The sequence below is a fragment of the Streptomyces sp. NPDC093544 genome (assembly GCF_040683495.1).
GTDB lineage: Bacteria > Actinomycetota > Actinomycetes > Streptomycetales > Streptomycetaceae > Streptomyces.
Genome location: NZ_JBFBEA010000012.1, coordinates 55,410 through 81,243 on the forward strand (window position 1 = coordinate 55,410; position 25,834 = coordinate 81,243).

Here is a 25,834-nt window from a genome sequence, read left to right on the forward strand (position 1 = left end):
AATACACTTCTCGATCTTGTATCCGGTTGTATTCGTCTGTATTCGTTCGCAGGTCAGGGGGTGTATCCGGGGTGTATCCGTCTGTATTCACGGGAAGCGGATACACCCGGATACACACCCTTGGGGGTGTATCCGGGGTCCGTCCCTAGCCGGTGGAGGATGTATCGACCCTGAAGCGGGACAGCTCCCGGCCGCTCTCGGACAGCTCCGCCTTGATGAAGTCCTCCTCCAGCAGCTCCGTCCATTTGCTGTAGAACGTCGCCGGGGTCATGGCGTTGGCCTCCCGGACGACGAGTCCCTTGGCCTCGGCCCTTGTGAAGACACCTCCGTTCCCGTACGTGCGGCGCAGGAGGACGCGCACCTTCTCCCGAGCGTTGATCCCGTCCGGAAGGCTCAGGTCGACCTCGGCCGACCGGTCGGTCTCCTCCTGCTCGTCCGGCACCAGCGCCACGGACGTGATCGGGTCGGCCCACGGGTCGACGCCCTCGATGCCGGGGAACTCTGCTGTGACGTCGTGCACGGCGAGCCGGAACTCCAGCTTCATGCCGTCGGCCCCGTCCTTCTGCTTCGTGTCCGTGAGCAGGAACCGGGCCTCCAGCCCGCGCCCCTTCTTGGCCGTCTCCCACTCGGTGTCCACCGACCCCCACATCGACCCGCCCCCGGACCCGCCACTGCCGTTCTTCGGGGTGTGGTGACCGAGCAGCCACGTGCAGCCGGTGTCGCGCTTCAGCGCGTCCAGGGCGCCGACCGCCTTCTGGAGGTCACTGTTGCCGTTCTCCTCAGCCGCGAGCGTCACCCGACGCTGGGTGTCCAGGATGACCAGAGAGGGGTTCAGCTCCTTGCACAGCTCCCGGAAGACCCCCCACTCCGCGCTCTCGTCCAGCACCCCGAACAGCTTCTCCAGGATCTGGACCGGCTCCGGGTAGAAGATCACGTTCTCCAGCTCCCGGCCGTACTGCCTCTCCCATGCGGCCACGCGCTTGGTGAAGCCTTCGATGCCCTCGGCGATCACGTAGACGACCAGGCCCTGTTTCGTCTCGCACCCGTGCCACGGGATCCCGGCGCCGACACACCCGGCCATGTCGAGCAGGTGTAGCGACTTGCCCGAGCCGGGGTCGCCGTTCATCCGCGCCGACGACCGCTTGTTGAGCCAGCCCTTGATCATGTACTCGGGCGGCGGGAGCTTCTTGAGGGCCGAGCGGTCCAGGAGCTTGGCTCGCATGGTGTCCAGGCGGCTCCGTGCGGCCTCGTCCGCCTGCTCCTGGCCCTCGGCTGCATCCTCGTCCGCTCCGGGCGGGGGGACGTCCCCCACGGCCTTGTCGACCAGGTCGTTGAACTCGTCGGGCTTCGGCTCCCGCGAGCCCGGCACGTCGAATGCCTCATACCAGAGGTCTTCGAGGACATCGACGCTCGCCCCCATGTTCACCTTGCCCTTCTGGGCCATCCGTGCAGCCCACCCCAGGGTCTCCAGCATGGTGCCGTGGCGGCTGCCGTCCCGGGTGGTGAACTTCTCCCGCAGACGGTCCATCAGGTCGGGGTCGGCCTCCGAAGTCCAGCGCTCGATCGCCTCGTTCACCCTCAGCCCGGCGCCGGGGCGGTGCTCCCGTTGAGGCTTGCGCAGCAGCTCCAGCCACGCCCCCGGCAGCACGGGGAAGTCGTCCAGGGCCGGGACCTGTCCCTCCGGCATCAAGTTGCCGTGCTTGTCGTACCAGCGGTACGTCTCCCCCGTCTTCGGGTGCACCGACGGCCACACGACGATGGTCCTGTGGTGGCGCTGGATGACGTCGATGTCCGGACCGAGCCCGTCCCGGAACTCTTCCTTCGGGTCGGCTCCGTCCGGGAGCCGGAAGGGACGGATGCGGCTGGGGCCGTCCCCGCGTGACGTGGTGCTGGGTCCGGCGGGCAGTGGTCCGTGCTCCGCCTCCAGGGCCGCGATCTGCTCCGCCCCGTGTTTGTTGCCGTACTGGTCCACGTCGATACCGACGTAGCCCTCCAGCCGCCACCCGATGTTGTGCCGCTTGAACTCGGCCAGCGACTTCTTGCCCGCGTACTCCCCGGGCCGGAGCTGTACCCCGAGCCGCCCGGTGACCCCCTTCATGGCGGGGAGCTTGTCCGACTTCCGCAGCGGGGTCATGCCGGTGTACCCGGCGGCGGCCATTGCGATCCAGCCGCGCTCGAACGCCCCGCCCTGGTTCTGCCGGGGTGTCGAGAAGACGTCCGGGGTGCCGTTCGGCCGGTGACCGTTCAGGCTCGCGTCCGCCCAGCCCGAATTACCCGAACCGCTTATTCCGGCGCCGGACCGGGTACTCTTGTCCGTGACGTCGTCCACGTCTTCTGTGATAGCCCCGGTTGCCTGGCCGGGGCTTTTCGCTGTCGTCATTCCGCCGACCCCCCGCTTACCGGGCGCAGCACCTTGCGCAGTCGGGCGATGTGCTCGTCAGTCAATTCGGGTGCGCGGTCGACTATCCGTGTGATGTAGGCGTCCAGCGACCGCCCGGCGGCCATTCCGCCCTTGCGGCGCGCTTCTCGGGCCTTGTCGCTCATGGTGTACTTCCGGGGCATTGCAGCTCCACGAAGATCGCGATGTCTTCGTGGCTCAGGGCTGCCAGGGCCCCCTCCACACGGCGAGCGAGAGGATCACGGGACGGAGCTTGGCGGCTCCACGGCCCGGTACGGGCCCCAGTCCCGCCGCACCTACGAGCGGTGCGGATCTACTCCTATTCTGCCCTAGCTGAATAGTGAGGCAAACCCGCCTCTGGCCCGGACGGCAAAGTTTGTAGCTTCCTATTTATATGGATCGGTTTAATCCCCCGATCCCGCAGCCTGCTCGATTTACATAAAGGGCCCCCGCCTGACGTAGATCAATCCGCTGCCATTCGGCATTAGGCGGGGGCCCATCCCCACTGTACCTTTTTCCTTAACAAACCAGAGCCCGCAGATGAGGGGCGAAAAGCATGGAACACATTCCCGTGGCAGAGGCGGCGCAGCGCCTGAGCATTTCCGACGTCGCCGTATACGAGGCCCTGCGCGCCGGGCGTCTTGTCCGTGCCCCCGGCTCCGACCCGGCCCGGGTCACGCTGGCGTCGGTGCAGCGCATGTCGGCCGACCGGCGGGCCGAGGCGATGCGCCGCCGCAGCGACTTGTGCGCGCTGGCTCGGCAGGCCGACTCGATCCTCCACGCGCCACCGGGGAGCGAGTACCTGCCCCCAGCGGGGAGCCGGGAAGCTCTCCGGGCACTGTCCGCAGACACGTTCGCCATTTTCGGACGGGACGTCCTGGAGGCGGCAGCCAGCCGGGACAGCATCCTCCACGAGGGCGGCTGCCCGACCTGCTGGGCGCACATGAGCGCGCAGGTTCACCAGACCCACCCGCCCCGGGACGAGGCCGCATACAAGATCCTGCTGGGGCAGCCGTGCGCAAAGGACGCCCAGCGCTGGCGGGCCGTGTCGGAGTCGAACCGGGCCGCCATGTCCCGGCTGCGGATCACCGAGGAGCGCGCCCGGCGGACGGCCGAACAGGACCGCGCCCGGCGGGAGTTCCAGGCGGCCCGCAGGGATGCGGAGGCTGCTGCCTCCCGGCTGCGGAGCGCGACCCAGGCCATGTCCACCATCGACCCCTCGGTCGTCCGGGACACGACCGCTCAGGCCCGCCGCCGGGGCACCTTCAGCCACACTCCGGTTCCGGGCTACGTGCGCGTCAGCACGGTGCCCCCGGGGTGCGATTGCGACGTCCAGCACCAGTGCGCCGCGCACGCGGAGAGCGACCGTCAGGCGGCCCTGAGGCCCAAGCCCTTCAGGCGGCCGTCGTGAGTGCCCCGGACGGGTGCGCCTGCACGGGCGCAGGCCGCAACCTGAGGCCCTGCCTGGCACACTTCGCGGCCCTGCCCCCGGCCGAGCAGAAGCGTGTACTCCTCCGGCTCGGCGTCACCTGGGCGAGGAGGGCGAACGATGTCCGGTGATCTGGACCGAAAGCGCGAGCAGATCGCGCAGGCCGGGCGTGAAGCGCTGGCCGACATTCAGCGCGCCTCGGTCGAGGCATCGGCGGCGGTGGTGCGGGTTGTGGAGCAGCAGACCGGCCTCACGCTGACCGCCGTGAAGCCGTCGGTCATGGACGCTCACTTCCCCGAGCTGGCCCGCATGGAGCGGCAGGCCGCCGCGTACGTCGAGGCCATGCGTGTTGTCCGGCAGTGGATGCTGCCCGGCGATCCCCGGCCCCTCGGAGAGCTGATGCCCGAGCTGCTGGAAGACGTACGCGAGGCCATCGCGGACAACCTGGTCCGGGCGGGACTCAGTTGACCGTCCATCGGCCCCTGCGGATCAATCCCGGACAGCGGCGGCAACTGCGGGAGTTCGTGGAGGCGCACCCCGGGCTGACTCGCGCGGAACTGATGGCTACCGCCGACCGCGTACGGATGCGGCTGCTGATCACCGACGGCCTCACCGAGGTGTGGAGCCGGTCGATGGTCCGCCGGGACGACGACGGACGGTACTGGCCCGCCTGAACTGGGTGGGCTGCTTGCCGGCTCGCAACTCCCCTACAGCATGGAGAACATGACAGGAACCCCGCCGGGCGTACCCGGCGGGGTTCCGTCATCGGTCAGCCCAGCGAGGTGAGAATGCCGGTCAGGGAGGCCCCGAACTGAGCGAAGCTGCCCATCAAGAGAACCGTTGCCACGATGGCGATTCCGACGGCTAGGCGGTGTTGCTTTCCTGCGGCGAGCAGCACACCCAGCGCGATCAGAGAACCGAAGGCGATCATGCGTAGCCTCCTTCCGTCCGCACCAGGCGGACCATTCGCTTGACGGTCTCGGGGTTGGCGTCCGGCAGCGCCTCCACCACGGCGGCCGGGTCGGTGGTGCCGGAGTCATAAAGGGCGCGGACCCGGTCCTTGACGGATCCGGAATCCGGATCGGTCCGGGCGGATCCGGATCCGGCGGACTGCGCCGTCCGGATCCGCTCCGCCGCCTGCTCCACCTCGGTCCGGATCCGGTCCTCCGTCAGGCCCTCGGTGGCCGGGGTGCGCCACTCGATCTCGGTGACGGATCCGCCGGAGGACAGTGCCTCCGCCTCATCACGGGCCTTGGCCTTCGAGCGCTCAAGCTGACGGCGTACGGCGACGAGCGCGCGCTGTCCGTCGACCTCGGAGCGCTCAGCCGCGACCCACTGAGCGGTCGCGGGGTCGAGCCGGGCCTCGGTCGTCCTCATGACCACGGCCCAGAAGGACTTGGCCACGAGGCTGACGGCGGCACCCGCGATGCCGATCCACAGGAAGTCGCCCACGGCCCCGTGAGCCGCGATAAGGGCCATGGACAGAACCAGGGCCGCCCAGCCCATTCGGCGAGGCAGAGAGGCCCGCTGGGAGTCGTACCGGGCGATCCACTCCAGGGTCATCAGGCCTATCCAGGTGGCGTCGAAAACGCACGCGATGCCGTAGCTGATAGCCGGGTTGAAGGCCATCGAGAGCAGGCCGCCGATGGCCACGGTGGACCACACGATGGCTCCGGTCACGATGAGCACGGCGAGGCCGGTCACTGCCTTGAGCGCCTGCGCGTCGCGGTCCGGAGGCGGCACCGGCAGCTCGACGGTGTACGTCTCGTCAACCTGGTGAGTTCGGCCGTCGATCGTCTTGGGCACCGTGCGCGTACGGTGCGCGCTGCGTATCTTCACGTCAGGTCCCTTTCTTCTGCTGCGGAGCGGCTGAGGGGGATGGAGAAGCCGTCGGCGGCGCTGGCAACCGCACCGTCGGCGGCGAGCTTCTTCAGGGCCCGGTGGACGGTGCCCGGATTGCTGCCGAGGCGCCGGGCGATCTCCCGCCCTGACAGCGGATCCGGCGTCAGCATGAGCGTTTCCGTGATCAGATCGGCCATCGACGGATCCGGAAGAGGATCCGTCCCCGGATCCGGATTCGGACCGATCCGGACGAGCGCGTCCCGGACGGCGGACACCGGATCCGGGCCGAGGTCGAACCACTCGCCGTTCCGTCGCCGGTGCGCGAACTCCCGGTGCAGGGCGGCTTCCAGGGCGGAGCCGCCCGGCGTGGTCCACAGAACGGCCAGCCGGGCGGGGCTGGCGGTCTGGAAGGTCGCGAGCCGCTTGGGTACGTCGACCGTCCGGCCGATCTTCACCATTCCACCAGCGGCCTCAGAACCGATCAGGTACACCACGGAACCAGCAGCGTTGCCGTTGCCGTTGCCGTTGCCTGGTCCGTTGCCCTCCAGGGAGACGGTGACCGGGGCCTTCTCCAGCACCACCCGGTGCGGCATCGGGTACCGGGTCAGGAGGGCATCGCTGACGGTGGCGCACCGGGCCGGGCACGGCCGCCGGTGATCGGGGTCGAACACCAGCAGCCAGCGGGGCAGAAGGTCGTGAGGCGCCCACCCGTCGGCAACGGGCTCGGGGCCGAGGACGATCCGGGAGTCGGAGGCGCGGCCGGTGCGCAGCGCAATCCTGCACAGGAACTGCGACCGGATGTCGGTGTCGACCGTGGACGCCTTGCCGAGCTGTTCCCCGGCCCAGATCCATACGCCGTACGCCCGGCACTTCTTGATCAGCACCGCCATGGAGGCCATGGAGAGGGTGCCGAGCGAGACGCCCAACTCATCGAGGATGACGACCAGTTCGGGCCCGTCCACGCCTGGGTCCCACTGCCGGGCCCCACGAGCCTTGAGGATGTCGGCCCGGCGGGGCAGCTCGGTGATCAGCAACTCCGCCAGGCGGCCGGGCTGGTCCTCCAGCTCGATCACGGGGATCCCGGCCACCGCGTACGGCTGGCCTTCCAGGCCGTCCTTGGCATCCCAGAACTCGACGTCCATGCCCAGGGAGCGGGCCGAGGCGGCGAGCGCGAGCAGGACGCAGGACTTGCCCGAGCCGGTGACGCCGGTGATCAGGATGTGCTGAGCGAGTCGCACCCTGACCCACCGCCCGAGCACTCCCCGCCGGGCCAGCGGCACGCCCTTGCGGGAACTGCGGGCCGGGCGCCAGCGGAAGACCCACGGGGCGAGGCGCGGCGATACCCGGCGCCACACGCGGATGTGAGCGGCACGCACTGCCCGAGCCCTCTCCGGGCCCCATGGCCTCCAGGGCAGGCACAGGACGAGGTCGACCGCGACGACGACCAGAACGAGGCCGATCACGACGACGCACCCCCGTCGGCCGCCAGGTAGGCGATCAGGTCGGCGGTGCGGACACGCTGGCCACCCACGGACCGCACGACGGGCACCGGGAACTCGCCCCGGGCGGCTCGGGTGAAGGCAGTTGTACGGCCGATGTTGAGGGCTCGGGCCGCCTGTGCGAGGGGGACGAGCGCGGGCCAGGTGCGGATCTCGTCCAAGGTGGCGGGTGGTTCGCCCATGTGGGCTCCTCCGGTCAGGACCCGGAACCCGCACACGAAGAAGACCAAGGAACCGTGCTGCGGGTTCCTTGGTCTGGTGGTCTTCTTGCTGGTTCCAGCGTACGTCCTCGTACCGCTCAGTTCCAGAGGATTCGGCGGCGTACGACACCCAACTGAGCTGGGGATTTAACCGATTCGGTTAATGAGCCGGCAAGGGGCTCTCAGGGTGCTGTCAGAGGGCTGCCCGTCAGGCGGCCGGAGGATGCTCGGCGAGCACGGCCCGCACCTCGGGCACGTCCTCGAACTCGGCCAGCCGACCGAGCACGACCCGGCCCCTCTCGGAGGTGCGGTCGGAGGCGACGTCGGCCGACAGCTCGAACATGCGGACTGCGGTGTCGGCGGCGGCCTCGGGCTCGTTGGCGTCGGCGTACGCGACCGCGAGCCAGGACAGGTACAGCGCCAACTCTCTGGCGTGGGTGGCGTCGTAGCGCTCCAGTACCCGGGACAGTAGCGGCACGGCGCGCAGCGGGCGGGCCAGCTCCGTGAACACCCGGGCGTCCATCACCTCCAGCTCATCGCGGGTGACCCAGTACGCCCACTGCGGGGCCTCGGGGCCGCCCTCGTCCGTCAGGGCGTCGTGTGCCTGACCGAGGGCGCGGATGGCTGATTGGGAGTGCGGGCGGCCGAGCCGGGCGTGAGCCCAGGCGACGCGGTCGTGGAACAGGGCACGGGTCTCGGGCGGGGCGTCGGGTCCCGCCTCGGCCACGGCTGCTTCGGCCAGGTCGACACCTTCCAACTCGTGACCGGTGTTGGATAGTTGATAGGCGAGCGACCCAGCCAGGTTGGCAGTGAGGGTGCCGTCACCGGCCTGCCGGGCGGCGGAGATGCCGAGCGCGTACGCCTCGGCCGCCTGGGAGTGTTCACCGGCGTCGGAGGCGATCCACCCGGCGATCTGCGCCAGCTCCCCGATCTGCACCAGCAGGGCCCGGCCGGTCGGCTCGTCGTACGTGCGCTCGCGGTGGAGGACCACGGCGCCGGACAGCTCGCGGAACGCGGGCACGATGAGGTCACCCCCGGCCAGCACGTCATCCGCCAGGCGGAGTCCGTGCACCCGACCGGCAAGCGCGGCCACGGTGGACGGGCCGATACGGCGGCCCTGTGTTCCCGTCTCCCGCTCAAGCGGGTCACCCGGGGGCAACAGCTCGGCCAGCGTGGCGAACGCTCCAGGGAGGCGCCCCTCCGGCTCTCCCCGGGCCCAGGACGCGGCCCGCTCCAGTGTGCCGAGCTGAACCCCAAGGGCGGTCGCAAGCGCGGGCAGCCACGCATCCGGCAGCCGTCGGCCCTGCTCCCACCGCCCGACTTCGTTGCGGGTGAGTGTGGGCACGCCGGACAGCGTGCACAGCCGGTCCGCTAACTGCCGCTGACTCAGGCGGGCTTCCCGGCGCAGGCGCGCAAGGTAGTGCCCAAACTGCCTCTTGCGTTCCGTGGTCTGCATTCCTGGCCCCCTCGGGCCTCAAGGTTAGGCCCCCTGTAGGCCCCCTACCCGGCGCCTGTGGGAGATCCACTCGAACCGGTTTGGTCGGGGTGACCTGCGAGGGGAGCGAGTGATGATCAGCAAGACGACCATGAGCGGCCCGTACCGGCTCGGCCTGCCGGATCCCGAGCCACAGCCGACCGAGGGGTGCCCCAGGTGCGAGGCCCTGTCGCAGCAGCGAGCGACGGCCCGGCGGACCGGTGACCTGTCGGCGGTCTCCGACCTGAACGTGGCGATGCGGGCGCACCAGGGCGGGGGTTGCGCATGACCGGGAACGCGCCGGAGGTCGGTGATCTCGCGTACGACGAAGCGGGCCGCCGGGTCGGCGTGATGATGGGACAGGTCGGGGGCCGGGTGCAGCTCCGGCCGGTCGGCGGTGGCTTGGAGTGGGACTGCCTGCCGGACCGGGTGCGGCGGGTCACGGCGGCCGAGCGGCTGTCGGCCAGCGTGGCTCACGCCAACTCCCGGAGCCGGGGTGAGCGCGCATGAGCACGCCCGTCGGCAAGGTGGCGTCGTACGACGCCGACGCGTACCGCAGGCTCCTGGACCACGGGCAGTCGTGCCAGGCGTGCGCGAAGGCCATGTGCCCCGAGGCCCGGATCATGTGGAGAGCCGTCAAGCGGCGGAAGTTGTAGCCGCCCCAACAGCACGACGCCCGGCCGGTGGTGCTGCCCGGCCGGGCGTCGCCGTGTGTGTGGGTCAGGCGGTGACCCACCTGAGCCGGTCGGTCACCGGGTCCCTCCAGCCCTGCGACGCCTTGATCCGTACCTGGCCCAGGAGTTCGGGCGTGAGCAGGCGCGCGGCTACGGCGCGCTGCTCGTGCACGTCGGCCGACCTCCACCACTGCACCAGGTCCGTCCCGGGGTCGGACGGCAGGATGCCCGTGAGCGGGTCGGGCGCGGTGAGCTTGCTCAGCTTCACCTCCAGGGCGGCGATGTCGGTCTCCAGCTCCTCCATGTCGGTGGTGCGGGTGAGCCGAGCGCGTGCCGTCTTGGGGCGGGGTGCGGCCTCTAGCTCTTCCAACTCGCCACGGAGCGAGGCCAGTTCGGTGCGCGCCTCCTGCTCCGCCTCGCTGGTGCTCGCCTCCATCCGGCGCACACGCTCGGTGTACCGCTGCGCCGACAGGTAGGCCAGGACGACACCCAGCTTCGGCTCGTCGGCCTCCAGGTCGCCGATGAGGACCCGGTCGACCTCCGTCTTGTCGACGCGGGCGCAGCCCTTCTTGGCGCACTCGTACCCGGGCACGCCCGTCTTGCGGCAGCGGACGGTGATCGGGCCATCGCATCCGTCGCACCGCAGCGTGCTGGTCAGGACATGCTGAACGCCGGTGCCGAGGTAGGTGCGGCGGGACGGGTCGGCGAACACCCTTCGCACCCGGTCGAACAGTTCCTCGGACACGATCGGCGTCCAGCCCTCCCACTGCACCGGCACCCGTGTGCCGTTGTGGTCACGCAGCCCCGCATAGACGGCCTTGGTCAGCATCTCCCGGAGGTTGCCGTCATGGAACGGCTTGCCCGCCGGTGTGCGGATACCGCGCGCCGCCCAGTCCAGGGCGATGGCGTAGACGGGCTCGGGGAGGGCGTCGTCACTCCCGGCGGCCCGCTCGAACAGCTCCTTGATCAGGGGGCCGGTGACGGGGTCCGCGTACTGCCGGACGCAGCGGGGACGGCCGTCGATCACCTCGTAGTCCCGGGCATAGCCGAACGGGATGCGGCCGTGCGGGCGACCCTCGCGGGCGGCGGAGTTCACGCCTCGCAGCGTACGGGCGGACAGCTTGCGGGCTTCCTTCTCCGCGTCGTTGATGCCGGAGATCAGCTCGGCCCGGTCGCTCCAGTTGCGGGGGTCGTAGGTCCGCCCGAGGTCCCCGCCCTGACTGGTGAGGTGGATCAGGTAGCCGCCTGCCTCGCACAGGTCGATGATCGCCACACCCTTGCCCGTCTCGCGGGCGAGACGGCTGATCTCCCACAGCACCAGCACGTCACCCGGCTCACCGAAAGCGCCGGAGGTGAGGTCGGCCATCAGCTTGTCGAAGTCGCCTCGGGCCCGGGTGGCGTACTTGGAGGCGGACCCGGTGTCCTTGTACGGCTCGCCCCAGGTCCACGGACCGTGCTCCGCCTCGGCAGCGAGGTTCTGGGTGTGCTGGTCGGTGATGGACCGCGCGGTGCGCCCCCGGCCCTTGCTGACGCGCAGGTACTCCCGCGCGGTCCGAGTTGCCACCTCGGTGGCTATCTGTACGGTTGCGGTCGCCATTGCCCCTCCTCATCACCGTGTGTGCCCTTACACCCCCAATTCTGATACCTACGGTCCGTACTTAACCTCGGTCACCGCGTCTGAGACCATGGACGGGTGACAGAGATCCGGCGCGGCACGCTTCAGGAGCAGACCTTCTACGAGCAGGTCGGTGGGGAGGAGACCTTCCGCCGCCTGGTGCACCGTTTCTACGAGGGAGTCGCCGGGGATCCGGTGCTGCGGGCCATGTATCCCGAGGAGGACCTGGGTCCTGCCGAGGAACGCTTCACCCTGTTCCTGATCCAGTACTGGGGCGGCCCGACGACGTACAGCGAGAACCGCGGCCACCCCCGGCTGCGGATGCGGCACGCCCCCTTCGCCGTCGACCAGGCCGCGCACGACGCCTGGCTGAAGCACATGCGCGTCGCCGTGGACGAGCTCGGCCTCTCCGCGGAACACGAGCACACGCTGTGGAACTACCTGACGTACGCGGCGGCTTCGATGGTGAACACGGCCGGCTGACCCGGGGCCCGCGACCGCGAGTCAGCGGACGCTGACGTCCAGGGCGCCAAGTCCGGCCCGGCGTACGGCGATCGACCCGTACGGGGTGCGCAGCCGTAGCCACGCGCCGGACGAGTACAGCCCCAACGGGCTTTCGTCGGGCGTCACTTGGCGTGCGGGGCGCAGGAATCCCAGGGACTGCGCCGCGTGCGCGGCCCGTACCGGCAGGCTCGTGTCGCCGATCGGCCGGGACCAGATCTCCCGCCCGATACCGTCGAGTTCGCCGCGGGTACGCCGCTCGACCGCCAACTCCTGCGTACGGAACCGGAATTCGGCCACCGCGGCGGTGACCATCGCGCGCACGGCGTCCGGCGCGGGCAGCCCCGGCTCCGGACGCCAGCCGCGGCGGGGCGGCAGCACCCCGGCCCACGGCGGCCCCGTGACGGCCCCCGGGACGGCCACCGTGGCCGCCGACTCGTCGATGGACTCCAGGAGTTCACCGGCGGAGACGGTCACATCCAGCAGGACGTCGAGCCCGTCCTCGTACGGCTTGGCAAGGCGCGCCGTACGGATGGCCAGGACCTCGAAAGACGGCGGGCGCCCGAAGACCGCGAGCGTGGTGCCGGACGCCTGGAGGCGTACCGCGGCGGCACGGTCGTAGTGGATCAGCCGGCCGAGGAAGGCGGCGAGGTCCGCCGCCTCCCCTTCGTCGGCGAGGTGCAACAGGGCCGTCATGCGGCGACGGCCTCGTCCTTGTCGTCTCGGTACTCCGCGAGGAACTCCCGTTCCTCGGCGGTGAGGCGGCGCGGCCGCTGAGCCTTGAAGTCGAACGGCACGATCACCGTCGCGGCCCGGACGTACAACTGGTCCGGGTCCTTGACCTCGTAGGTGATCGTGAACGACGCCGCCCGGATCTCCGTGATCCACAACTCGATGTCCACCGGCGTGTGCCGGTGGACCAACTGCCGCTTGTAGTCGATCTCGTGGCGTGCCACCACAGACCCCTGCTGGAAGTCCTTCTCCGGGCGGAACAGGAAATCGATACGCGCCTCCTCCAGATACCGGAGGAAGACCACGTTGTTGATGTGGCCGTACGCGTCCATGTCCGCCCAGCGCAGTGGGCAGTGGTAGATGTGCCGCAAGATCAGCCCCGGGTCAGCTTCTTGTAGGTGGCACGGTGCGGGCGTGCCGCGTCCGCCCCGAGTCGCTCGACCTTGTTCTTCTCGTACGACTCGAAGTTGCCCTCGAACCAGTACCACTTCGACTCGCCCTCGTACGCGAGGATGTGCGTCGCGACCCGGTCAAGGAACCAACGGTCGTGGGAGATGACCACGGCCGCACCGGGGAACTCGAGCAGCGCGTTCTCGAGCGAGGACAGGGTCTCGACGTCGAGGTCGTTCGTGGGCTCGTCGAGGAGCAGCAGGTTGCCGCCCTCCTTGAGGGTCAGCGCCAGGTTCAGGCGGTTGCGCTCACCACCGGAGAGGACACCGGCGGGCTTCTGCTGGTCCGGGCCCTTGAAGCCGAAGGCGGACACGTAGGCACGCGACGGCATCTCGACCTGACCGACGTTGATGTAGTCGAGCTCGTCGGAGACGACGGCCCACAGCGTCTTCTTGGGGTCGATGTTGGCGCGGCTCTGGTCGACGTAACTGATCTTGACGGTGTCGCCGACCTTGATCGCGCCGGAGTCCGGGGTCTCCAGGCCCTGGATCATCTTGAACAGCGTGGTCTTGCCCGCGCCGTTCGGGCCGATGACGCCCACGATGCCGTTGCGCGGCAGGGTGAAGCTCAAGTCATCGATGAGGACCTTGTCGCCGAAGGCCTTCGAGAGGTTGTTGACCTCGACGACGATGGAGCCAAGACGCGGGCCCGGCGGGATCTGGATCTCCTCGAAGTCCAGCTTCCGCATCTTGTCGGCCTCGGCTGCCATCTCCTCGTAACGGGCGAGGCGCGCCTTGGACTTGGTCTGACGGCCCTTGGCGTTGGAGCGAACCCACTCCAACTCCTCCTTGAGCCGCTTCTGCCGCTTCTCGTCCTTGCGGCCCTCGACCTTGAGGCGGGTGGACTTCTTGTCGAGGTACGTGGAGTAGTTGCCCTCGTAGGGAATCGCGCGGCCGCGGTCCAGCTCGAGGATCCACTCGGCGACGTTGTTCAGGAAGTACCGGTCGTGAGTGACGGCCACGACGGCGCCCGCGTACTTCGAGAGGTGCTGCTCGAGCCAGTTCACCGACTCGGCGTCGAGATGGTTGGTGGGCTCGTCGAGGAGGAGCAGGTCCGGGGCCTCGATCAGCAGCTTGCAGAGCGCGACGCGGCGCTTCTCACCACCGGAGAGGTTGGTGACCGGCCAGTCGCCGGGCGGGCAGCCCAGCGCGTCCATGGCCTGCTCCAGCTGGGCGTCGAGGTCCCAGGCGTTGGCGTGGTCCAGGTCTTCCTGGAGCTTGCCCATCTCGTCGAGGAGCGCGTCAGAGTAGTCGGTCGCCATCAGCTCGGCGACCTCGTTGAAACGGTTGAGCTTGCCCATGAGCTCGGCGGCGCCGTCCTGCACGTTCTCCAGGACCGTCTTGGACTCGTCCAGCTTCGGCTCCTGCATGAGGATGCCGACGCTGAAGCCGGGCGAGATGTAGGCCTCACCGTTGGAGGGCTGCTCGAGCCCCGCCATGATCTTCAGAACGGTGGACTTACCGGCACCGTTCGGTCCGACCACACCGATCTTCGCTCCGGGCAGGAAGTTCAGGGTGACGTCATCAAGAATCACCTTGTCGCCGTGCGCTTTGCGCGTCTTGCGCATGGTGTAAATGAACTCAGCCAAGAGAAACCGTCCGGACGCTTGAAATCGGCAGTGAGCAGATACACCCCATCTTGCCTGACGGCCAGCCCCCGGGGGAAACCAGTTCGGGCCGGGGGCCGTGACCTGGACGTACCGGGAGCCATGACCTGGACGTTCGGTGATCACACCGGTAGTTGATCCGTCACTGACTGTCGCCGGTGCTCACTGCTGAACGACGTCACACGGCCCAGGGACGGCCCAGCCCAGGCAGCCGGCACACCCATGGGCGCGCAACAGCCCATCCTGGCGCCAGGTCGTTGTCAGTGCGGCTTGCTAGTTTGCCTGGTGGAGTGAGACCGGTCAGAGAACCTTCGAGGTCCGCGGTCAAGGGGGGTGGGCATAAAGGTCCCCGGGAGCCACCTCGGGACTATGTTGCAAGCCGTGGATCCCCACCCCCCTCATCCTCCATGAGGAAAGCGGCACGCCCGTCTTGCCTGACGGCCGCCCGCGATGGCAACCCGTTCAGCGGTCCTCCGTGGCCTGTCCCTTCCCACCGGTGAGGGAGGACACTCATAGGCAGGGGACCCGAGATGGACAGGGACCCGGAGGTGATCGTGATGGCGCAGACCGCTGTCGGATGGCATGTCGAGCTGGAATTCGAGGAGGATCCTCACCGCACGCGCGCCGCCGCACTCGTACGGCTGCCGGACGGGAGCGAGGTGCGCTCCCACGGTTACGCGAGCCGCCACCCCTCCGACTCGAACCAGCCGCGGGTCGGCGAGGAGGTCGCGGGAGCCAGGGCGCTCAACGAACTGGCGATGAAGCTGCTGACCAAGGCGCACGACGAGATCGACCAGGAGTCGGGCAGGACATCGCATCCGTTGACGTGAGGTGAGCCGGGCCGGGCCGGGCGCCGTGCGAATCACGGTCACCCGGCCCTCGGACTCTCAGGCCGTCAGGCCCTCAGGCCCTCAGCGTGGATGTGCCGTGAACACCTCGTGCAGTATGTCCATATAGGCGCCGTGGCCACTGGAGCTCGGCCAGTCCGTGGCCGACTCGACGGCCGTGCCCTCGCCCCATTCGTTGTACGTCACCACCAGCTGGAACGGCTCACCCGAGGTGGCGACGGTGGTGGCCTCCTCGCGGAACCGGTCGAGGTCGCGCGGAACCGTCGGCTCCTTCGCGGTGTTCAGCCAGAAACCGGGCGACACGATCGCCGAGTAACCCTTCTGCACGTCCAGGCCGGAGGCGTACTGGTGCCACCCCTCGGGCTGGTTCGCGCAGTCCTTGTAGCCGCCGAACACCTTCAGGACGACGTAGTAGCCCTCGGTCTCGTTGGCCTGCGACCACCGGGTGGCCATGTCGCACGCGTCGCCGCCCCCGCCGTACACGAAGATCACCGGCTTGCCGTCGACATGCAGCCAGGTCTGCTGGTCGGAGTACTTGCGCAGATAGGTCAGGCTCTCCCTGATCTCCGCGGCCGAGGGGTTGGCGTACGCCTCGTGCTCGTAGTACACCGTCCAGGAGAAGCCGAGTTCCGCTCCCTTGGACATCAGCAGGGGCAGCCGTACGTCCTCGCGCTTGCCCTCGCCCCACCAGGAGGAGATGCCGGCCTGGAGACCGCCGTACTGCATGTCCTTGATCTGGCGCTCGACGGTGGCCGGGTCGTCGACGTCGTACTTGCCGGCCGAGGCGGTGTACTGGCTGCCGCCGTCGGTGAAGTTCTCGTCGTACCAGGGGTAGTAGAAGGCCGCGCGCACCGGCAGCTTCGTGTCGGTGACGGTGGCCGCCTTCCCGGCGGCCGGCTTCGGTGCCGCGGCGGCCTTGGGCGAGGCCGAGGCCTTCGGCTTCGCGGTTGCCGAGGGCGAGGGGGTGGGGGTCGTGGACGCGGTGGTGGACGGCTGGGCGCCGGAGGCCTGCGGCGCCGATACGGTCGTACCGGCTGAGGAGTCGTCAGCGCGGCTGTCCTGCCCGAACACTCCGAGCGTGTAGGCGACGGTGGTGGCCACGAGGGCCAGTGCGACGGCGGAGGAAATGACCGCTGCCTTGCCGAAGGCCATGCCCGCCGACTTCCGTAGGGCGTGGCTCGCTGCCTTGCCCGTGGTGCCCACCGTGGACTGAATGTGGAAGGACGCGGTGGCCGCGTCGCTTCCTCCCGCGCCGGCACCCGCACCAGCACCAGCACCAGCACCAGCACCAGCACCAGCACCCAACGTCACCAGCCCCAGCAGAGCGGGCGGAACGGCCACCAGCGCCAGGTCGGCCAACAGCCGCTCCGCCGGCACCACGCCGACCGATACGCCGCCGCACTCCGGGCAGGCGCGCACATGCCGGGCGATCCGCTTGCGCCACAGGCCGGCGGGGCGCCCGTCCCAGCCGCGCAGCACCGTGTTCATCTCCGCGCACCGCGGCACGGCCCCCAGCGCACGGACCACCGCCCGTGCGGATTCCAGCCGGGCCTTCATCCGCTGCACCGCGACCGCGGCATGCGGGGTCGGCACCTCCATCGCCGTGGCCAGTTCGGCACGGGTCAGGCGGCCCGCGACCTCCATCCACCACAGGGACAGCAGCTGGCGGTCGTCGGCGTCCAGCCAGCGCGTGGCCTCGGCCGTCTCCTGCCGCTGCCCCGACAGGTTCAGCACGGTGATCGTCAGGTCGACGAAGTCGGCTCCGGGATCCGCGAGCAGGGCCATCTCCTCCAGCCCCTCGATCCCGGCGGTCGCCGGCGTGCTCCGCCGCAGCCGCCAGTGCCGGCGCACCTGCCGCATCGCGATGGCCACCAGCCAGGACCGGAACGCCTCCGGGTCACGCAGCTTGGGCACATCCCGGATCATCTGCAGCATGACGTCCTGTACGACGTCATCGGTGTCGGCGGGGGCGTCCAGCGCGCGTCCCACGATGTTGTAGATCAGGGGCAGATAGTCGGCCACGAGTGTGTCGAGGGCGCGCTGGTCACCGCCCTGCGCGGACCGCACCAGGGCGGCCCGCGTCCGGGGCTCGTCCGGCCCGTCGTACCCGCTGTGTGATGTCTCGGTCATGACTGGAGGAGGGTTCCTCGTCGGCGTCGGCATAACAGGAATCCGTGCGCCATCATCACATCACGCCATCATCACACCGCTCAGGGCCCCCTGGACCGGCTCATACACGCCGGCCTGCACCTGGTCGCGCACGCCCGAACTCAGGTGCGGCGGGCGGCCCACACCGTGCGCTCGGTACGCACACCCAGGTCGCTGCGGCGCAGGATGCTGTGCGGGCTTTCGGTGTCGAGCAGCTGGTCGAAAGCGGCCAGGTCCTCGGCGGTCAGGGCGGATGCGACGCCGCCGCGCATGCGGCGCAGGCTGCTGAGTGCGTAGCGGCCTGCCGCGTCGGTCTGGGGTGGGCCGATGTCGACGGTGATGGTGCGTTCGCCTTCGACGGTGAAGCCGGCTTTCGTCAGCTTGGTTCCCCAGTCGGCGCCTCGGTGGGGGACCTGCTCGGCGTGGTGATGGTCGATCGCGGCGTGGCAGCGCTCCTCAAGACCGGGAGCGCCTTCCGGAGCGTCTTCGGGCAGGAACCGGGGGAAGCCGGCCAGCTCGACGACGGCGAACAGCCCGCCCGGTGCCAGCAGGTCGTGGACCTGGCGCAGGGTGCGGTCGGGGTCGGCGACGTGGTGCATGGAGGCCGACGCCCAGACCAGCTCCGGCGGCATGCCGAGTTCGGGCCACGCCATCGCGTCGAGTTCGGGCCACCCCGTTGTATCAAGGTCGGCCTGCACGATGCGTACGCGGTCGGCCGCTCCGGCTGCGGCTGCCTTTTCCTGCAGCCGGTGCAGGTGGGCGGCCGAGAGGTCGACGGCCGTCACCTCTGCCTCGGGAAAACGCTCGAGCAGAGCGAGGGTGCCGGCTCCGGTCCCGCAGCCCAGATCCACGATGCGGCGGGGGCTGGTCTCGATGGGCAGCCAGGCGGTGATGGACGCGATGTGTTCGGCGAGTACTTCCGCGTCCAGGTCGAGGATCTCCACCTGGTCGTCGGCGTCGTGCTCATGCTCATGCTCATGCCGGTGAATGTCGTGCGCTGTGTGCGGTGAGGGGTGATTCATGCGCTCACGCTAAGCGGGCCATTCGTGTCCGACCTGGCAGGTTGCGGAATGCGCAAGACGATGGCCCGCTGGACCGCGGAACACGCAAACGATCACGGTGACGGTGACGGGCGGTTCGCCTTCCCGGCGTCCTCACCGCGCTGGTGACCGCGGCGGGCGTCGCGGTCGAAGATTCCCAGGACCTCGCAGGGTCCACCCTCCGCGCCGATGGCGTGCGGAAGCATCGTGGGGAACTCCGCCGCCTGGTTCGTCTCGATCCGCAGGCGCCGGTTGCCCAGGAGCAGGATCGCGGTGCCGGAGAGGACGACGAGCCATTCGCGGCCCGGGTGGGCGCGCATGCGCGAGGGATTGTCGGGCGGCGGATCGGTCATGCGCTGGCGTACGACGGTCATGCCGGGCTCCGCCTTGATGGGCCAGCGCATCCGCCCGTGGGCTCCGTCGATCATCGGGTTGGAGATGACGTCGTCCGTGGCGGTCTCGACCAGTTGGTCGAGGGAGGTGTCCAGGGCGCGGGCGAGGGTGACGAGCTGGTCCAGGGCAAGGCGGCGCCGGCCGTTCTCGATGCGGCTGAGCGTGGACTGGCTGACCTTCGCGCGGCCGGCCAGCTCCTCCAGGGACCAGCCCTGGGCCACCCGCAGCGCACGGATGCGTTTCCGTACCAGGCTGTCCAGCTCGTCATTGCCTTGCGTCATAGGCAACACCCTATGCCTACGCGGCAAGGCGCAGTCGATGGCGGTGGCGCAGTCGGCGTCGGTGGCGGTGGCGGTGGCGGTGGCGGTGGCGGTTGACAGTCCACCTTCGCGAGGACGGCAGCCGCACCAGCTCACACCTGTCGCGTGAGCCCCGCGACGATGGTCGTGAGGGTGCGCTCGACCACCGCGTCGCGCTGGTCGGCGGAGAGGCGGGCCAGCGGGCCGTCGAGGATGAGCAGGGAGAGGCCGTGGACGGCCGACCAGGCGGCGACCTCGGCCGCGGGCCGGTTCTCCGGCCGCATCCGCCCCCCTGCCACCAGCGCGTCGAGCGTGTTCGAAAGCTCTACGAACGCCGCGAACTCCGGCCTCTCCTCAGGGATTTCGAGACCGGTGAAGTCACCGTCCTCCGTCGGCGTACGACAGAAGGCGGTGCGATAGAGCCCGGGGTGCTCGATCGCGAACCGCACATACCCGCGCCCGATCGCCTCGGTCCTGCGCACGGCCTCCTCACCCGGATCGTCGAGTGCGGGCAGTACGCGGACGGCCTCGACCATCGATTCGGCGAGCGCCTGCTGACCGCGGACCTTCACGGCTTCAAGGAGATCCCCTTGGCCGCTGAAGTGGCGGTAAGCGGCGGTGGGCGACACGCCGACGCTGCGGGCCGCCTCGCGCAGGACGACCCGCTCGGGGCCACCCTCTGCCGCGAGCTCGAAGGCGGCTTCGATCAGCGCGTTGCGGAGGTCGCCGTGGTGGTAGCGGGACTTGCCGCCCGTGATCGATTCCATGAGCCCATTCTGCCTCTGCCGTGGCTTCATCCTGCCTCCGTCCCGACTTCATCCTGCCCCAAGTTGACGCCATTAACTCCCCAAAGTTGACGCCGTTAACTTTGTATGCCACGGTCGATGTTAATAGCGTAAACATCAAGGGGGATGACCATGTACGACCGAATTACGGAACTGGCCCTCCGCCGGGGGCGGCTCGTACTGACACTCACCGTGGTGGCCGTGGTCGCCATGGGGGTCATCGGCTTCGGGGCGTTCGGCAAGCTCCTGGGCGGTGGCTTCGAGGATCCGAGCGCGCCCTCGACGCGCGCCCAGGAGCTCATCGACGACAAGTTCGGAGGTGAGAGCAACCTGGTCCTGCTGGTCCGGGCCGACGACGGCAGCATCGGCTCACCCGCCGCCGAGCGTGCCGGCTCCACCCTCACCTCGGAACTCAAGGGCGAGCCGACGGTGGCGAACGTGACCTCGTACTGGGACACCGGCGCCTCCTCGCTGACCTCCCGCGACGGGAACGATGCCCTGGTGCTGGTCCACATCAAGGGCGACGAGAGCGAGCAGGCCGACAACGCCTCGGCGATCATCGACGAGTACACCGGCGACCGGAACGGACTGACCGTGCAGGCCGGCGGCCAGGCCGCGGTCGGCAAGGACGTGACCAGCCAGGTCGCCACGGACCTCGCGGTGGCCGAGGCGATCGCCGTACCCCTGATCCTCATCCTCCTCGTGATCGCCTTCGGCAGCGTCGTCGCGGCGCTGATTCCGCTGGTCATCGGGCTGATCGCGATCGCCGGCACCTTCGCCGAGCTCTACGTCCTCGGCAGCCTGACCGACGTGTCGGTGTTCTCCATCAACCTCACCACCGCCCTCGGCCTAGGCCTCGGCATCGACTACGCGCTGCTCATGATCAGCCGGTTCCGCGAACACCTCGCGGAGGGCGCCGACGTCCCCGAAGCGCTCCGGCACACGGTGCGAACGGCCGGCCGGACCATCACCTTCGCCGCCGCGACCGTCGCCATCGCGCTCTCCGCCCTGCTGGTCTTCCCGCAGTACTTCCTGCGCTCGTTCGCCTACGCGGGCATCGGCGTCGTGATCATCGCCGCGGTCAGCGCCCTGCTGGTCGTGCCCGCGCTGCTCGCCGTGCTCGGCCACCGGGTCAACAACGGCCGGCTGCCCTGGGCGAAGACCGTACGCAGCGCCGAGGCGCCGCTCTGGGGCCGGCTGGCCCGTACGGTCATGCGCAGGCCCGCCCTGACCGCGCTGCCGGTCCTCGCGATCCTGCTGCTCGCCGCGAGTCCGCTGCTCGGCGTCACCTTCGGCACGCCGGACGAGCGGGTACTGCCGGAGACCGCCCAGAGCCGGCAGGTCGCCACCGCCGTGCAGAACGACTTCACCGGCAGCGACGAGTCCGCCGTACAGATCGTCACGACCGGGCCCGTGGCCCCGGCCGAGCTGAGCGCGTACGCGACCGACCTGTCGCGGCTCGACGGCGCGGCCCGCGTGGAGACCTCCGCCGGCACCTTCACCGACGGCCGGTCCGCCCCGCCCGGCCCGGCGGCCGCCGCACTCGGCCGGCCGGACGCCCAGCGGATCACCGTCGTCAGCGACCTCACCCCCAAGTCGGACAAGGCGCAGACCCTGGTCAAGGACGTACGGGCGATCGATCCGCCCGCCGGGACCGAGACGTTGGTCGGCGGCACCGACGCGCGACTCGTCGACTCCAAGGGCTCGATCGCCGACCGGCTCCCCTTCGCCATCGGCCTCGTGGCCGGCACCACGTTCGTGATCCTCTTCCTCTTCACCGGCAGCGTGATCCAGCCGCTGCGGGCGCTGGTCCTCAACGGCATCAGCCTCACGGCGGCCATCGGTGTCATGGTGTGGATCTTCCAGGACGGCCATCTGTCCTCTCTCCTTGGCTTCACGCCACAGCCGATGGACACCTCGATGACCGTGCTGATGTTCTGCATCGCCTTCGGTCTGTCCATGGACTACGAGGTCTTCGTGACCAGCCGGATCAAGGAACTGCACGACTCGGGCGCCGACACGGAGACCGCCGTCACCAGCGGCCTCTCCCACACCGGCCGCATCGTGACCATGGCAGCCGGCCTGCTCGCGGTGAGCTTCTTCGCCTTCGGCACGGCCAACGTCAGCTTCATCCAGATGTTCGGGCTCGGCAGCGGCCTGGCGATCCTGATCGACGCGGTGGCCGTCCGCGGCGTACTCGTACCGGCGGCGATGCGGTTGCTGGGCCGTACGGCCTGGTACGCGCCGAAGCCACTGCGTGCCGTGCACAAGCGGCTGGGCATCTCCGAGGGCGCGCCTGCCGAGGAGGGGCGGACGCCGGCCAAGGTCTGACACAGGCGGTTCACGCGGAACGCTCGGCCGGGGATTCCCGGCCGAGCGTTCCGCGTGACCGTGGCCCACTGTCCGTACGTCGACGCGGACCAGTGGCCGGTTTCGCGGCACTCGCGGAACAACGGGGCGCGGCCGTCAAGTGCCGCGCCCCGCCGCCCGGTTCAGGTTCCGTCGATGAGGCGGGTGGCCAGCGTGGGATTGAACTGGCCGGCCGGGGTGGTGGGGGCGATACCGCACTCCCCGTCGGAGTTGCCGGGGGTCTTCACCCACAGCAGCATCTCGGCACCCCCGCCGGCCTGGGCCGGGACGCCGAGCTTGCGGCCGGGCGAATTGCACCACTGGCCGTTGGAGCCGTTGCCGTTGCGACTGGTGTCGATCACGAAGGGTGCGCTGTAGCCCAGGGCGGAGTTGACCTGGTTCGCGTAGTTCACCGAGGCGCTGGTGGTGTAGTAGTTCGAGACGTTGACGGAGTACCCGCGGACGTTGCGTACGCCTGCCGCGTCCAGCCGGCCGGCCATGGTGGCCGGGGCGACCCAGCCTGCGTTGCCTCCGTCCAGATACGCGTAGGTGTTGGGGGCCTTCTCCTTGAACTTCTCGGTGGCGTAGCGGAGCATCCCGAGACGTTCGTCGATCGCCTGCTGTGTCATACAGCTGAAGTCGCCCAGGGCGTCCGGCTCGATGATCACGACAGTGGGCTTGTCGCCCACGGCGGCCGCGAACGTGGCGATCCAGGTGCGGTAGGCGCCGACACTGCCGGCGCCGCCGCCGGAATGCCCGCCACAGGCGTCGCGGCCGGGGATGTTGTACGCCACGAGGACGGGCAGTTTGTCGTGGCTGTCGGCCGCACCGACGTAGCCCCCGATGGCGTCGGCGCCGCTCTCGTTGCCGAACCAGCGGGCGATGGGCCGGTCGCCGATCGCGGACTTGATACGGGCCGCGCGGGAGTCCGCGGCGTTGTTCCTGGCCCAGGTGGCGGGCGAGGAGTTGGGGTTGACGTAGAAGCCGCTGGTCAGACTGATGGGACTGGCCGCGGCCGCCGGATGTGCGGTGAGCACGGTCAGGGCGGCGAGCATGAGCAGGGCCGTGGTGAGACGGCTGCGGACACGCATGGTGATCCCCTCTCATCGGGTGTGGGCTGCCGTGGAGCCCTCGGCTCGGTCCCGCACGCGCACCGTCCCGTGCACGGGCGGGACCGACGGCGGGTGGTTCAGCGCGAGTCGGCGAAGGCCGCGAGCCAGGCCAGACTGGAATTCCAGTTGATGGCCACCTCGTTGGTGGAGTACGAGCCGATGTCGTCGATGTAGCACTTGGCCGGGGCGCAGCCCGGAAGGTTCTGCTGGGCCACCGGGTCCTGGAGTTTCGAGTCGGGGCCGCCGGCCAGGGAGCCGGGCGGCGGACTCGGCAGCGTGGGGTCCAACTGGTGGGCCCAGTGCCGGTGATGCTGGTTGTGGGCGGCGCGTTCGCCGTAGCCGCTGATGAACGACTGGTTGAGGGCGTTGCGGCCGAGCAGGTAGTCCATGGACTCCAGGACGGCGTCCCGGTAGGCGGGCCTGTGCCGCAGGTCGTAGGCCATGGCGAGGATCATCGCGCTGTTGGTGGTGGCGCTGTTGGAACCCCACGCGTATTCCCCGTCGGCGGGCAGGGAGGGGTTGGGGTAGCCCTGGGCCCGCAGGTCACGCAGGTGGCCGTCGGCGACGGCCAGCAGGCGCCGCTGGGCCGCTGCCGCGCGGGCGGCCGGAAAGCGGTGCGGCAGCCGCAGGACGGTGAGGTCGGCGAGGGCCCCGGTGTCCTTCCAGGAGAACCCCTCGGCGGTGAGTTCGGTGTCGACGTACGGGAGGTATCCGCGCCTGCCTGTGGTGGCGTACAACTCGGCGGCCGCCCAGGAGAACTCGTCGCCGACCTCGGTGTCGTCGTAGGCACCGCCGCCGACGCCCCTGTCGGGGGCATGGCGGTCAGGGTGGGCAAGCGCGGCCTTGAAGGCGGTCTCGGCAGCGTCGCGGCAGCGGGCGGCGAAGGCCCTGTCCCAGCGGGCGAAGAGGCGGGCGCACTGGGCGGACGCCGCGGCGAGGTTGAGGGTGGCGGCCGTGGACGGCGGGTACAGGTGCCGGGGCTGGGGGTCCTTGTGCGGGAGCGTCGGGTGCGGGGTCCAGGCGGCGTCGTGGATTTTGTGATGCGCCATACCCGCGAGCGGTTCACCGGCGGGCACCTGCATGCGCAGCAGGAATTCCATCTCCCAGCGGGCCTCGTCCAGGACGTCGGGCGTGCCGTTGTCCTGTTCGGGAATGGCCAGCAGGCCGTCGCCGACGCCTTCGGTGTCGCGCGCGTGCAGGGAGCGCTCGTAGCTGTCCATGAGCTGCCAGGCGGCGAGCGCGCCGTTGACGACGTATTTGCCCTGGTCGCCCGCGTCGTACCAGCCGCCGCGCACGTCGAGGGAGTAATCGCAGGTGCCGGGCAGGCAGGGCACGGACGTGTCGCCCTTGTTCGGCGCGACACCGAGGTGACCGGCCGGTCGCGCGTACTCCTTTCCGACGTACTGTTCCTCGATCTCGATGCCACTGCGGTTGTGGTAAAAGTACGCGAGCGAGTCCCGGCGCAGCGTGTCGTAGGGGTTCTTCAGCACGTCGAAAGGCTCGCTGACCTGGTCGCCCACGTGCAGGGTGAGGCCTGTCCGGGTGGTGCGCAGCCGGGAGAAGTCGGCGATATGGACGTGGTCGCCGGACATCGGGTCGTCACCGAAGACGCTCGTGCGGCCGGAGGCGACTTCGTTGCCCTCGGCGTCGCGCAGCTTCCAGGGCAGGGGATCGGTGGCGGGGTCGACGATGCTGGCCTTTTTGGGACCGCTCACAGCGTAGCCGTACTGGTTGACGCGCACCGGCGAGCCGAAGTCACGGCCGCCGCCCGGCGGGACGACGCCGCCGGTCAGGGAGACATCGTCCAGGCACAGGGTGTACGGCTCCGGCGCGCCGCCCGCCTGGAAGTTGAGCTGTGCGTGCAGCGTCGATGCCCTGGAGACGCCGCTGAACTCGAACTGCCTCGGCACGCTGGTCAGCTGGGCCTGCTTGTTGAAGGCCGCGGGCCCCTTCGGCGCCACCGGCTCCAGAGCGGTGCGGATGGTGACGCCGCGGGTGGCGGACGCGGTGAAGCGCAGGGTGTAGGGCTGATCGGCCTCCACGGGAATGTCGTTCTGGCCGATCATGGCTTCCCACGGCTGGACGGTGCCGGCGGGAATGTCGGCGCAGAGCCGACCCGACTCCACCCGCGAGGGCGAGTTGGCACTGCTCCACCAGGGAGTCTTCCCGGTTTCGAAGGCGCCGTTGAGCACCCGTTGGTACGCATCGGCATCGGCGGCGCCCGCTGATGCGGTGGCGCCCAGCAGGAGCACAAGGGGCAGGCCGAGCGCGGTCAGCCTGATGGGGACGGTCATACCGGGCCCTCTCGGATGGCGGGTTCCCGGCACAGCGCGGCGTCAGTGGCGGATCCTGCTCCCGCCCGGCGACGGCTGTCAATGCCCGGGGCGGAAACAAATCCGAGTGCTGCAACTGGCTTCACAACGAGCCAACTTGCTCCTAA

General features: G+C 69.7%; 26 protein-coding genes. 9 read left to right on the forward strand and 17 right to left on the reverse strand.

Features of this window, described 5'->3' with window-relative positions:
• Window positions 1-145: 145 nt before the first annotated feature.
• A complete protein-coding gene (locus AB0N66_RS19595) occupies window positions 146-2,329 on the reverse strand; it encodes an AAA family ATPase (protein WP_365436231.1) in 2,184 nt (727 codons plus the stop codon).
• A gap of 47 nt (window positions 2,330-2,376) precedes the next feature.
• Window positions 2,377-2,562 (reverse strand): hypothetical protein, encoded by a 186-nt coding sequence (locus tag AB0N66_RS19600; RefSeq protein WP_365436234.1) that lies wholly within the window; start codon window positions 2,560-2,562, stop codon window positions 2,377-2,379.
• 392 nt (window positions 2,563-2,954) lie between these two features.
• On the opposite strand from AB0N66_RS19600, the gene AB0N66_RS19605 reads away from it, so the two are divergent.
• The 3 genes from AB0N66_RS19605 to AB0N66_RS19615 all read left to right on the forward strand — a co-directional run bounded on the left by AB0N66_RS19605 (window position 2,955) and on the right by AB0N66_RS19615 (window position 4,501).
• Window positions 2,955-3,809 (forward strand): hypothetical protein, encoded by an 855-nt coding sequence (locus AB0N66_RS19605; protein ID WP_365436237.1) that lies wholly within the window; start codon window positions 2,955-2,957, stop codon window positions 3,807-3,809.
• Between the two features lie 138 nt (window positions 3,810-3,947).
• Entirely contained in the window at window positions 3,948-4,295 is a 348-nt protein-coding gene (locus tag AB0N66_RS19610) for a hypothetical protein (protein WP_365436240.1), read from the forward strand.
• The gene (locus tag AB0N66_RS19615) at window positions 4,292-4,501 is read left to right on the forward strand and encodes a hypothetical protein (RefSeq protein WP_365436243.1); all 210 of its coding nucleotides are present in this window, start codon (window positions 4,292-4,294) and stop codon (window positions 4,499-4,501) included. Before AB0N66_RS19610 ends, AB0N66_RS19615 begins: the two co-directional genes overlap by 4 nt.
• A gap of 95 nt (window positions 4,502-4,596) precedes the next feature.
• Here the strand turns inward: AB0N66_RS19615 and AB0N66_RS19620 are convergent, their stop codons facing one another.
• The 5 genes from AB0N66_RS19620 to AB0N66_RS19640 all read right to left on the reverse strand — a co-directional run bounded on the left by AB0N66_RS19620 (window position 4,597) and on the right by AB0N66_RS19640 (window position 8,824).
• Window positions 4,597-4,758, reverse strand: coding sequence for a hypothetical protein (locus AB0N66_RS19620; protein WP_365436246.1), 162 nt, complete (start codon window positions 4,756-4,758; stop codon window positions 4,597-4,599).
• Window positions 4,755-5,666, reverse strand: a complete 912-nt coding sequence (locus tag AB0N66_RS19625; RefSeq protein WP_365436249.1) for a protein transporter Sec31 — start codon at window positions 5,664-5,666, stop codon at window positions 4,755-4,757. Before AB0N66_RS19625 ends, AB0N66_RS19620 begins: the two co-directional genes overlap by 4 nt.
• Complete coding sequence (locus AB0N66_RS19630; protein WP_365436252.1) at window positions 5,663-7,132, reverse strand: GIY-YIG nuclease family protein; 1,470 nt, start codon at window positions 7,130-7,132, stop codon at window positions 5,663-5,665. Before AB0N66_RS19630 ends, AB0N66_RS19625 begins: the two co-directional genes overlap by 4 nt.
• Window positions 7,129-7,350 (reverse strand): DNA-binding protein, encoded by a 222-nt coding sequence (locus AB0N66_RS19635; protein ID WP_365436255.1) that lies wholly within the window; start codon window positions 7,348-7,350, stop codon window positions 7,129-7,131. The genes AB0N66_RS19630 and AB0N66_RS19635 overlap by 4 nt, the downstream gene beginning before the upstream one ends.
• Before the next feature lie 226 nt (window positions 7,351-7,576).
• On the reverse strand, window positions 7,577-8,824 hold the full coding sequence (locus AB0N66_RS19640) for a helix-turn-helix transcriptional regulator (RefSeq protein ID WP_365436258.1): 1,248 nt from the start codon (window positions 8,822-8,824) through the stop codon (window positions 7,577-7,579).
• Between the two features lie 112 nt (window positions 8,825-8,936).
• On the opposite strand from AB0N66_RS19640, the gene AB0N66_RS19645 reads away from it, so the two are divergent.
• From AB0N66_RS19645 to AB0N66_RS19655, 3 genes are read left to right on the forward strand one after another with little or no spacing between them, the layout of a single operon-like run.
• Window positions 8,937-9,131: a hypothetical protein gene (locus AB0N66_RS19645; RefSeq protein ID WP_365436261.1), complete on the forward strand. Its 195-nt coding sequence runs from the start codon at window positions 8,937-8,939 to the stop codon at window positions 9,129-9,131.
• Entirely contained in the window at window positions 9,128-9,352 is a 225-nt protein-coding gene (locus tag AB0N66_RS19650; RefSeq protein ID WP_365436264.1) for a hypothetical protein, read from the forward strand. The genes AB0N66_RS19645 and AB0N66_RS19650 overlap by 4 nt, the downstream gene beginning before the upstream one ends.
• Window positions 9,349-9,498: a hypothetical protein gene (locus AB0N66_RS19655; RefSeq protein ID WP_365436267.1), complete on the forward strand. Its 150-nt coding sequence runs from the start codon at window positions 9,349-9,351 to the stop codon at window positions 9,496-9,498. The genes AB0N66_RS19650 and AB0N66_RS19655 overlap by 4 nt, the downstream gene beginning before the upstream one ends.
• 64 nt (window positions 9,499-9,562) lie before the next feature.
• Here AB0N66_RS19655 and AB0N66_RS19660 read toward each other — a convergent pair whose 3' ends face one another.
• Window positions 9,563-11,113 carry a recombinase family protein gene (locus AB0N66_RS19660; protein WP_365436270.1) on the reverse strand — a complete coding sequence of 517 codons (1,551 nt, stop codon included), beginning with the start codon at window positions 11,111-11,113 and terminating at the stop codon, window positions 9,563-9,565.
• A gap of 96 nt (window positions 11,114-11,209) precedes the next feature.
• Here AB0N66_RS19660 and AB0N66_RS19665 point away from each other — a divergent pair, with 96 nt between their 5' ends.
• Complete coding sequence (locus AB0N66_RS19665) at window positions 11,210-11,614, forward strand: globin (protein ID WP_365436273.1); 405 nt, start codon at window positions 11,210-11,212, stop codon at window positions 11,612-11,614.
• A 21-nt stretch (window positions 11,615-11,635) separates the two neighbouring features.
• Here AB0N66_RS19665 and AB0N66_RS19670 read toward each other — a convergent pair whose 3' ends face one another.
• Genes AB0N66_RS19670 through ettA form a run of 3 tightly spaced genes read right to left on the reverse strand, consistent with a single transcriptional unit; the run spans window position 11,636 to window position 14,402 of the window.
• Window positions 11,636-12,328 carry a hypothetical protein gene (locus AB0N66_RS19670; RefSeq protein ID WP_365436276.1) on the reverse strand — a complete coding sequence of 231 codons (693 nt, stop codon included), beginning with the start codon at window positions 12,326-12,328 and terminating at the stop codon, window positions 11,636-11,638.
• A complete protein-coding gene (locus AB0N66_RS19675; protein ID WP_365436279.1) occupies window positions 12,325-12,735 on the reverse strand; it encodes a thioesterase family protein in 411 nt (136 codons plus the stop codon). Before AB0N66_RS19675 ends, AB0N66_RS19670 begins: the two co-directional genes overlap by 4 nt.
• A gap of 2 nt (window positions 12,736-12,737) precedes the next feature.
• Window positions 12,738-14,402 (reverse strand): energy-dependent translational throttle protein EttA, encoded by a 1,665-nt coding sequence (gene ettA / locus AB0N66_RS19680; protein ID WP_365436282.1) that lies wholly within the window; start codon window positions 14,400-14,402, stop codon window positions 12,738-12,740.
• A 575-nt stretch (window positions 14,403-14,977) separates the two neighbouring features.
• Here ettA and AB0N66_RS19685 point away from each other — a divergent pair.
• Window positions 14,978-15,250, forward strand: a complete 273-nt coding sequence (locus tag AB0N66_RS19685) for a DUF1876 domain-containing protein (protein WP_365436799.1) — start codon at window positions 14,978-14,980, stop codon at window positions 15,248-15,250.
• Between the two features lie 81 nt (window positions 15,251-15,331).
• On the opposite strand, the gene AB0N66_RS19690 is transcribed toward AB0N66_RS19685, so the two are convergent.
• From AB0N66_RS19690 to AB0N66_RS19705, 4 genes are all read right to left on the reverse strand, one after another.
• Entirely contained in the window at window positions 15,332-17,398 is a 2,067-nt protein-coding gene (locus tag AB0N66_RS19690; RefSeq protein WP_365436285.1) for a sigma-70 family RNA polymerase sigma factor, read from the reverse strand.
• A 140-nt stretch (window positions 17,399-17,538) separates the two neighbouring features.
• The gene (locus AB0N66_RS19695) at window positions 17,539-18,438 is read right to left on the reverse strand and encodes a class I SAM-dependent methyltransferase (RefSeq protein WP_365436288.1); all 900 of its coding nucleotides are present in this window, start codon (window positions 18,436-18,438) and stop codon (window positions 17,539-17,541) included.
• A 92-nt stretch (window positions 18,439-18,530) separates the two neighbouring features.
• Window positions 18,531-19,130 carry an XRE family transcriptional regulator gene (locus tag AB0N66_RS19700; protein WP_365436291.1) on the reverse strand — a complete coding sequence of 200 codons (600 nt, stop codon included), beginning with the start codon at window positions 19,128-19,130 and terminating at the stop codon, window positions 18,531-18,533.
• Window positions 19,131-19,261: 131 nt separating this feature from the next.
• A complete protein-coding gene (locus AB0N66_RS19705; RefSeq protein WP_365436294.1) occupies window positions 19,262-19,915 on the reverse strand; it encodes a TetR/AcrR family transcriptional regulator in 654 nt (217 codons plus the stop codon).
• Between the two features lie 150 nt (window positions 19,916-20,065).
• Between AB0N66_RS19705 and AB0N66_RS19710 the strand changes: the two genes are divergently transcribed.
• A complete protein-coding gene (locus tag AB0N66_RS19710) occupies window positions 20,066-22,264 on the forward strand; it encodes an MMPL family transporter (protein WP_365436297.1) in 2,199 nt (732 codons plus the stop codon).
• Between the two features lie 161 nt (window positions 22,265-22,425).
• On the opposite strand, the gene AB0N66_RS19715 is transcribed toward AB0N66_RS19710, so the two are convergent.
• Together AB0N66_RS19715 and AB0N66_RS19720 are read right to left on the reverse strand one after the other, a co-directional pair.
• Complete coding sequence (locus tag AB0N66_RS19715) at window positions 22,426-23,337, reverse strand: glycoside hydrolase family 6 protein (protein WP_365436802.1); 912 nt, start codon at window positions 23,335-23,337, stop codon at window positions 22,426-22,428.
• 134 nt (window positions 23,338-23,471) lie between these two features.
• Entirely contained in the window at window positions 23,472-25,688 is a 2,217-nt protein-coding gene (locus AB0N66_RS19720; protein ID WP_365436300.1) for a glycoside hydrolase family 9 protein, read from the reverse strand.
• Window positions 25,689-25,834: the final 146 nt, after the last annotated feature.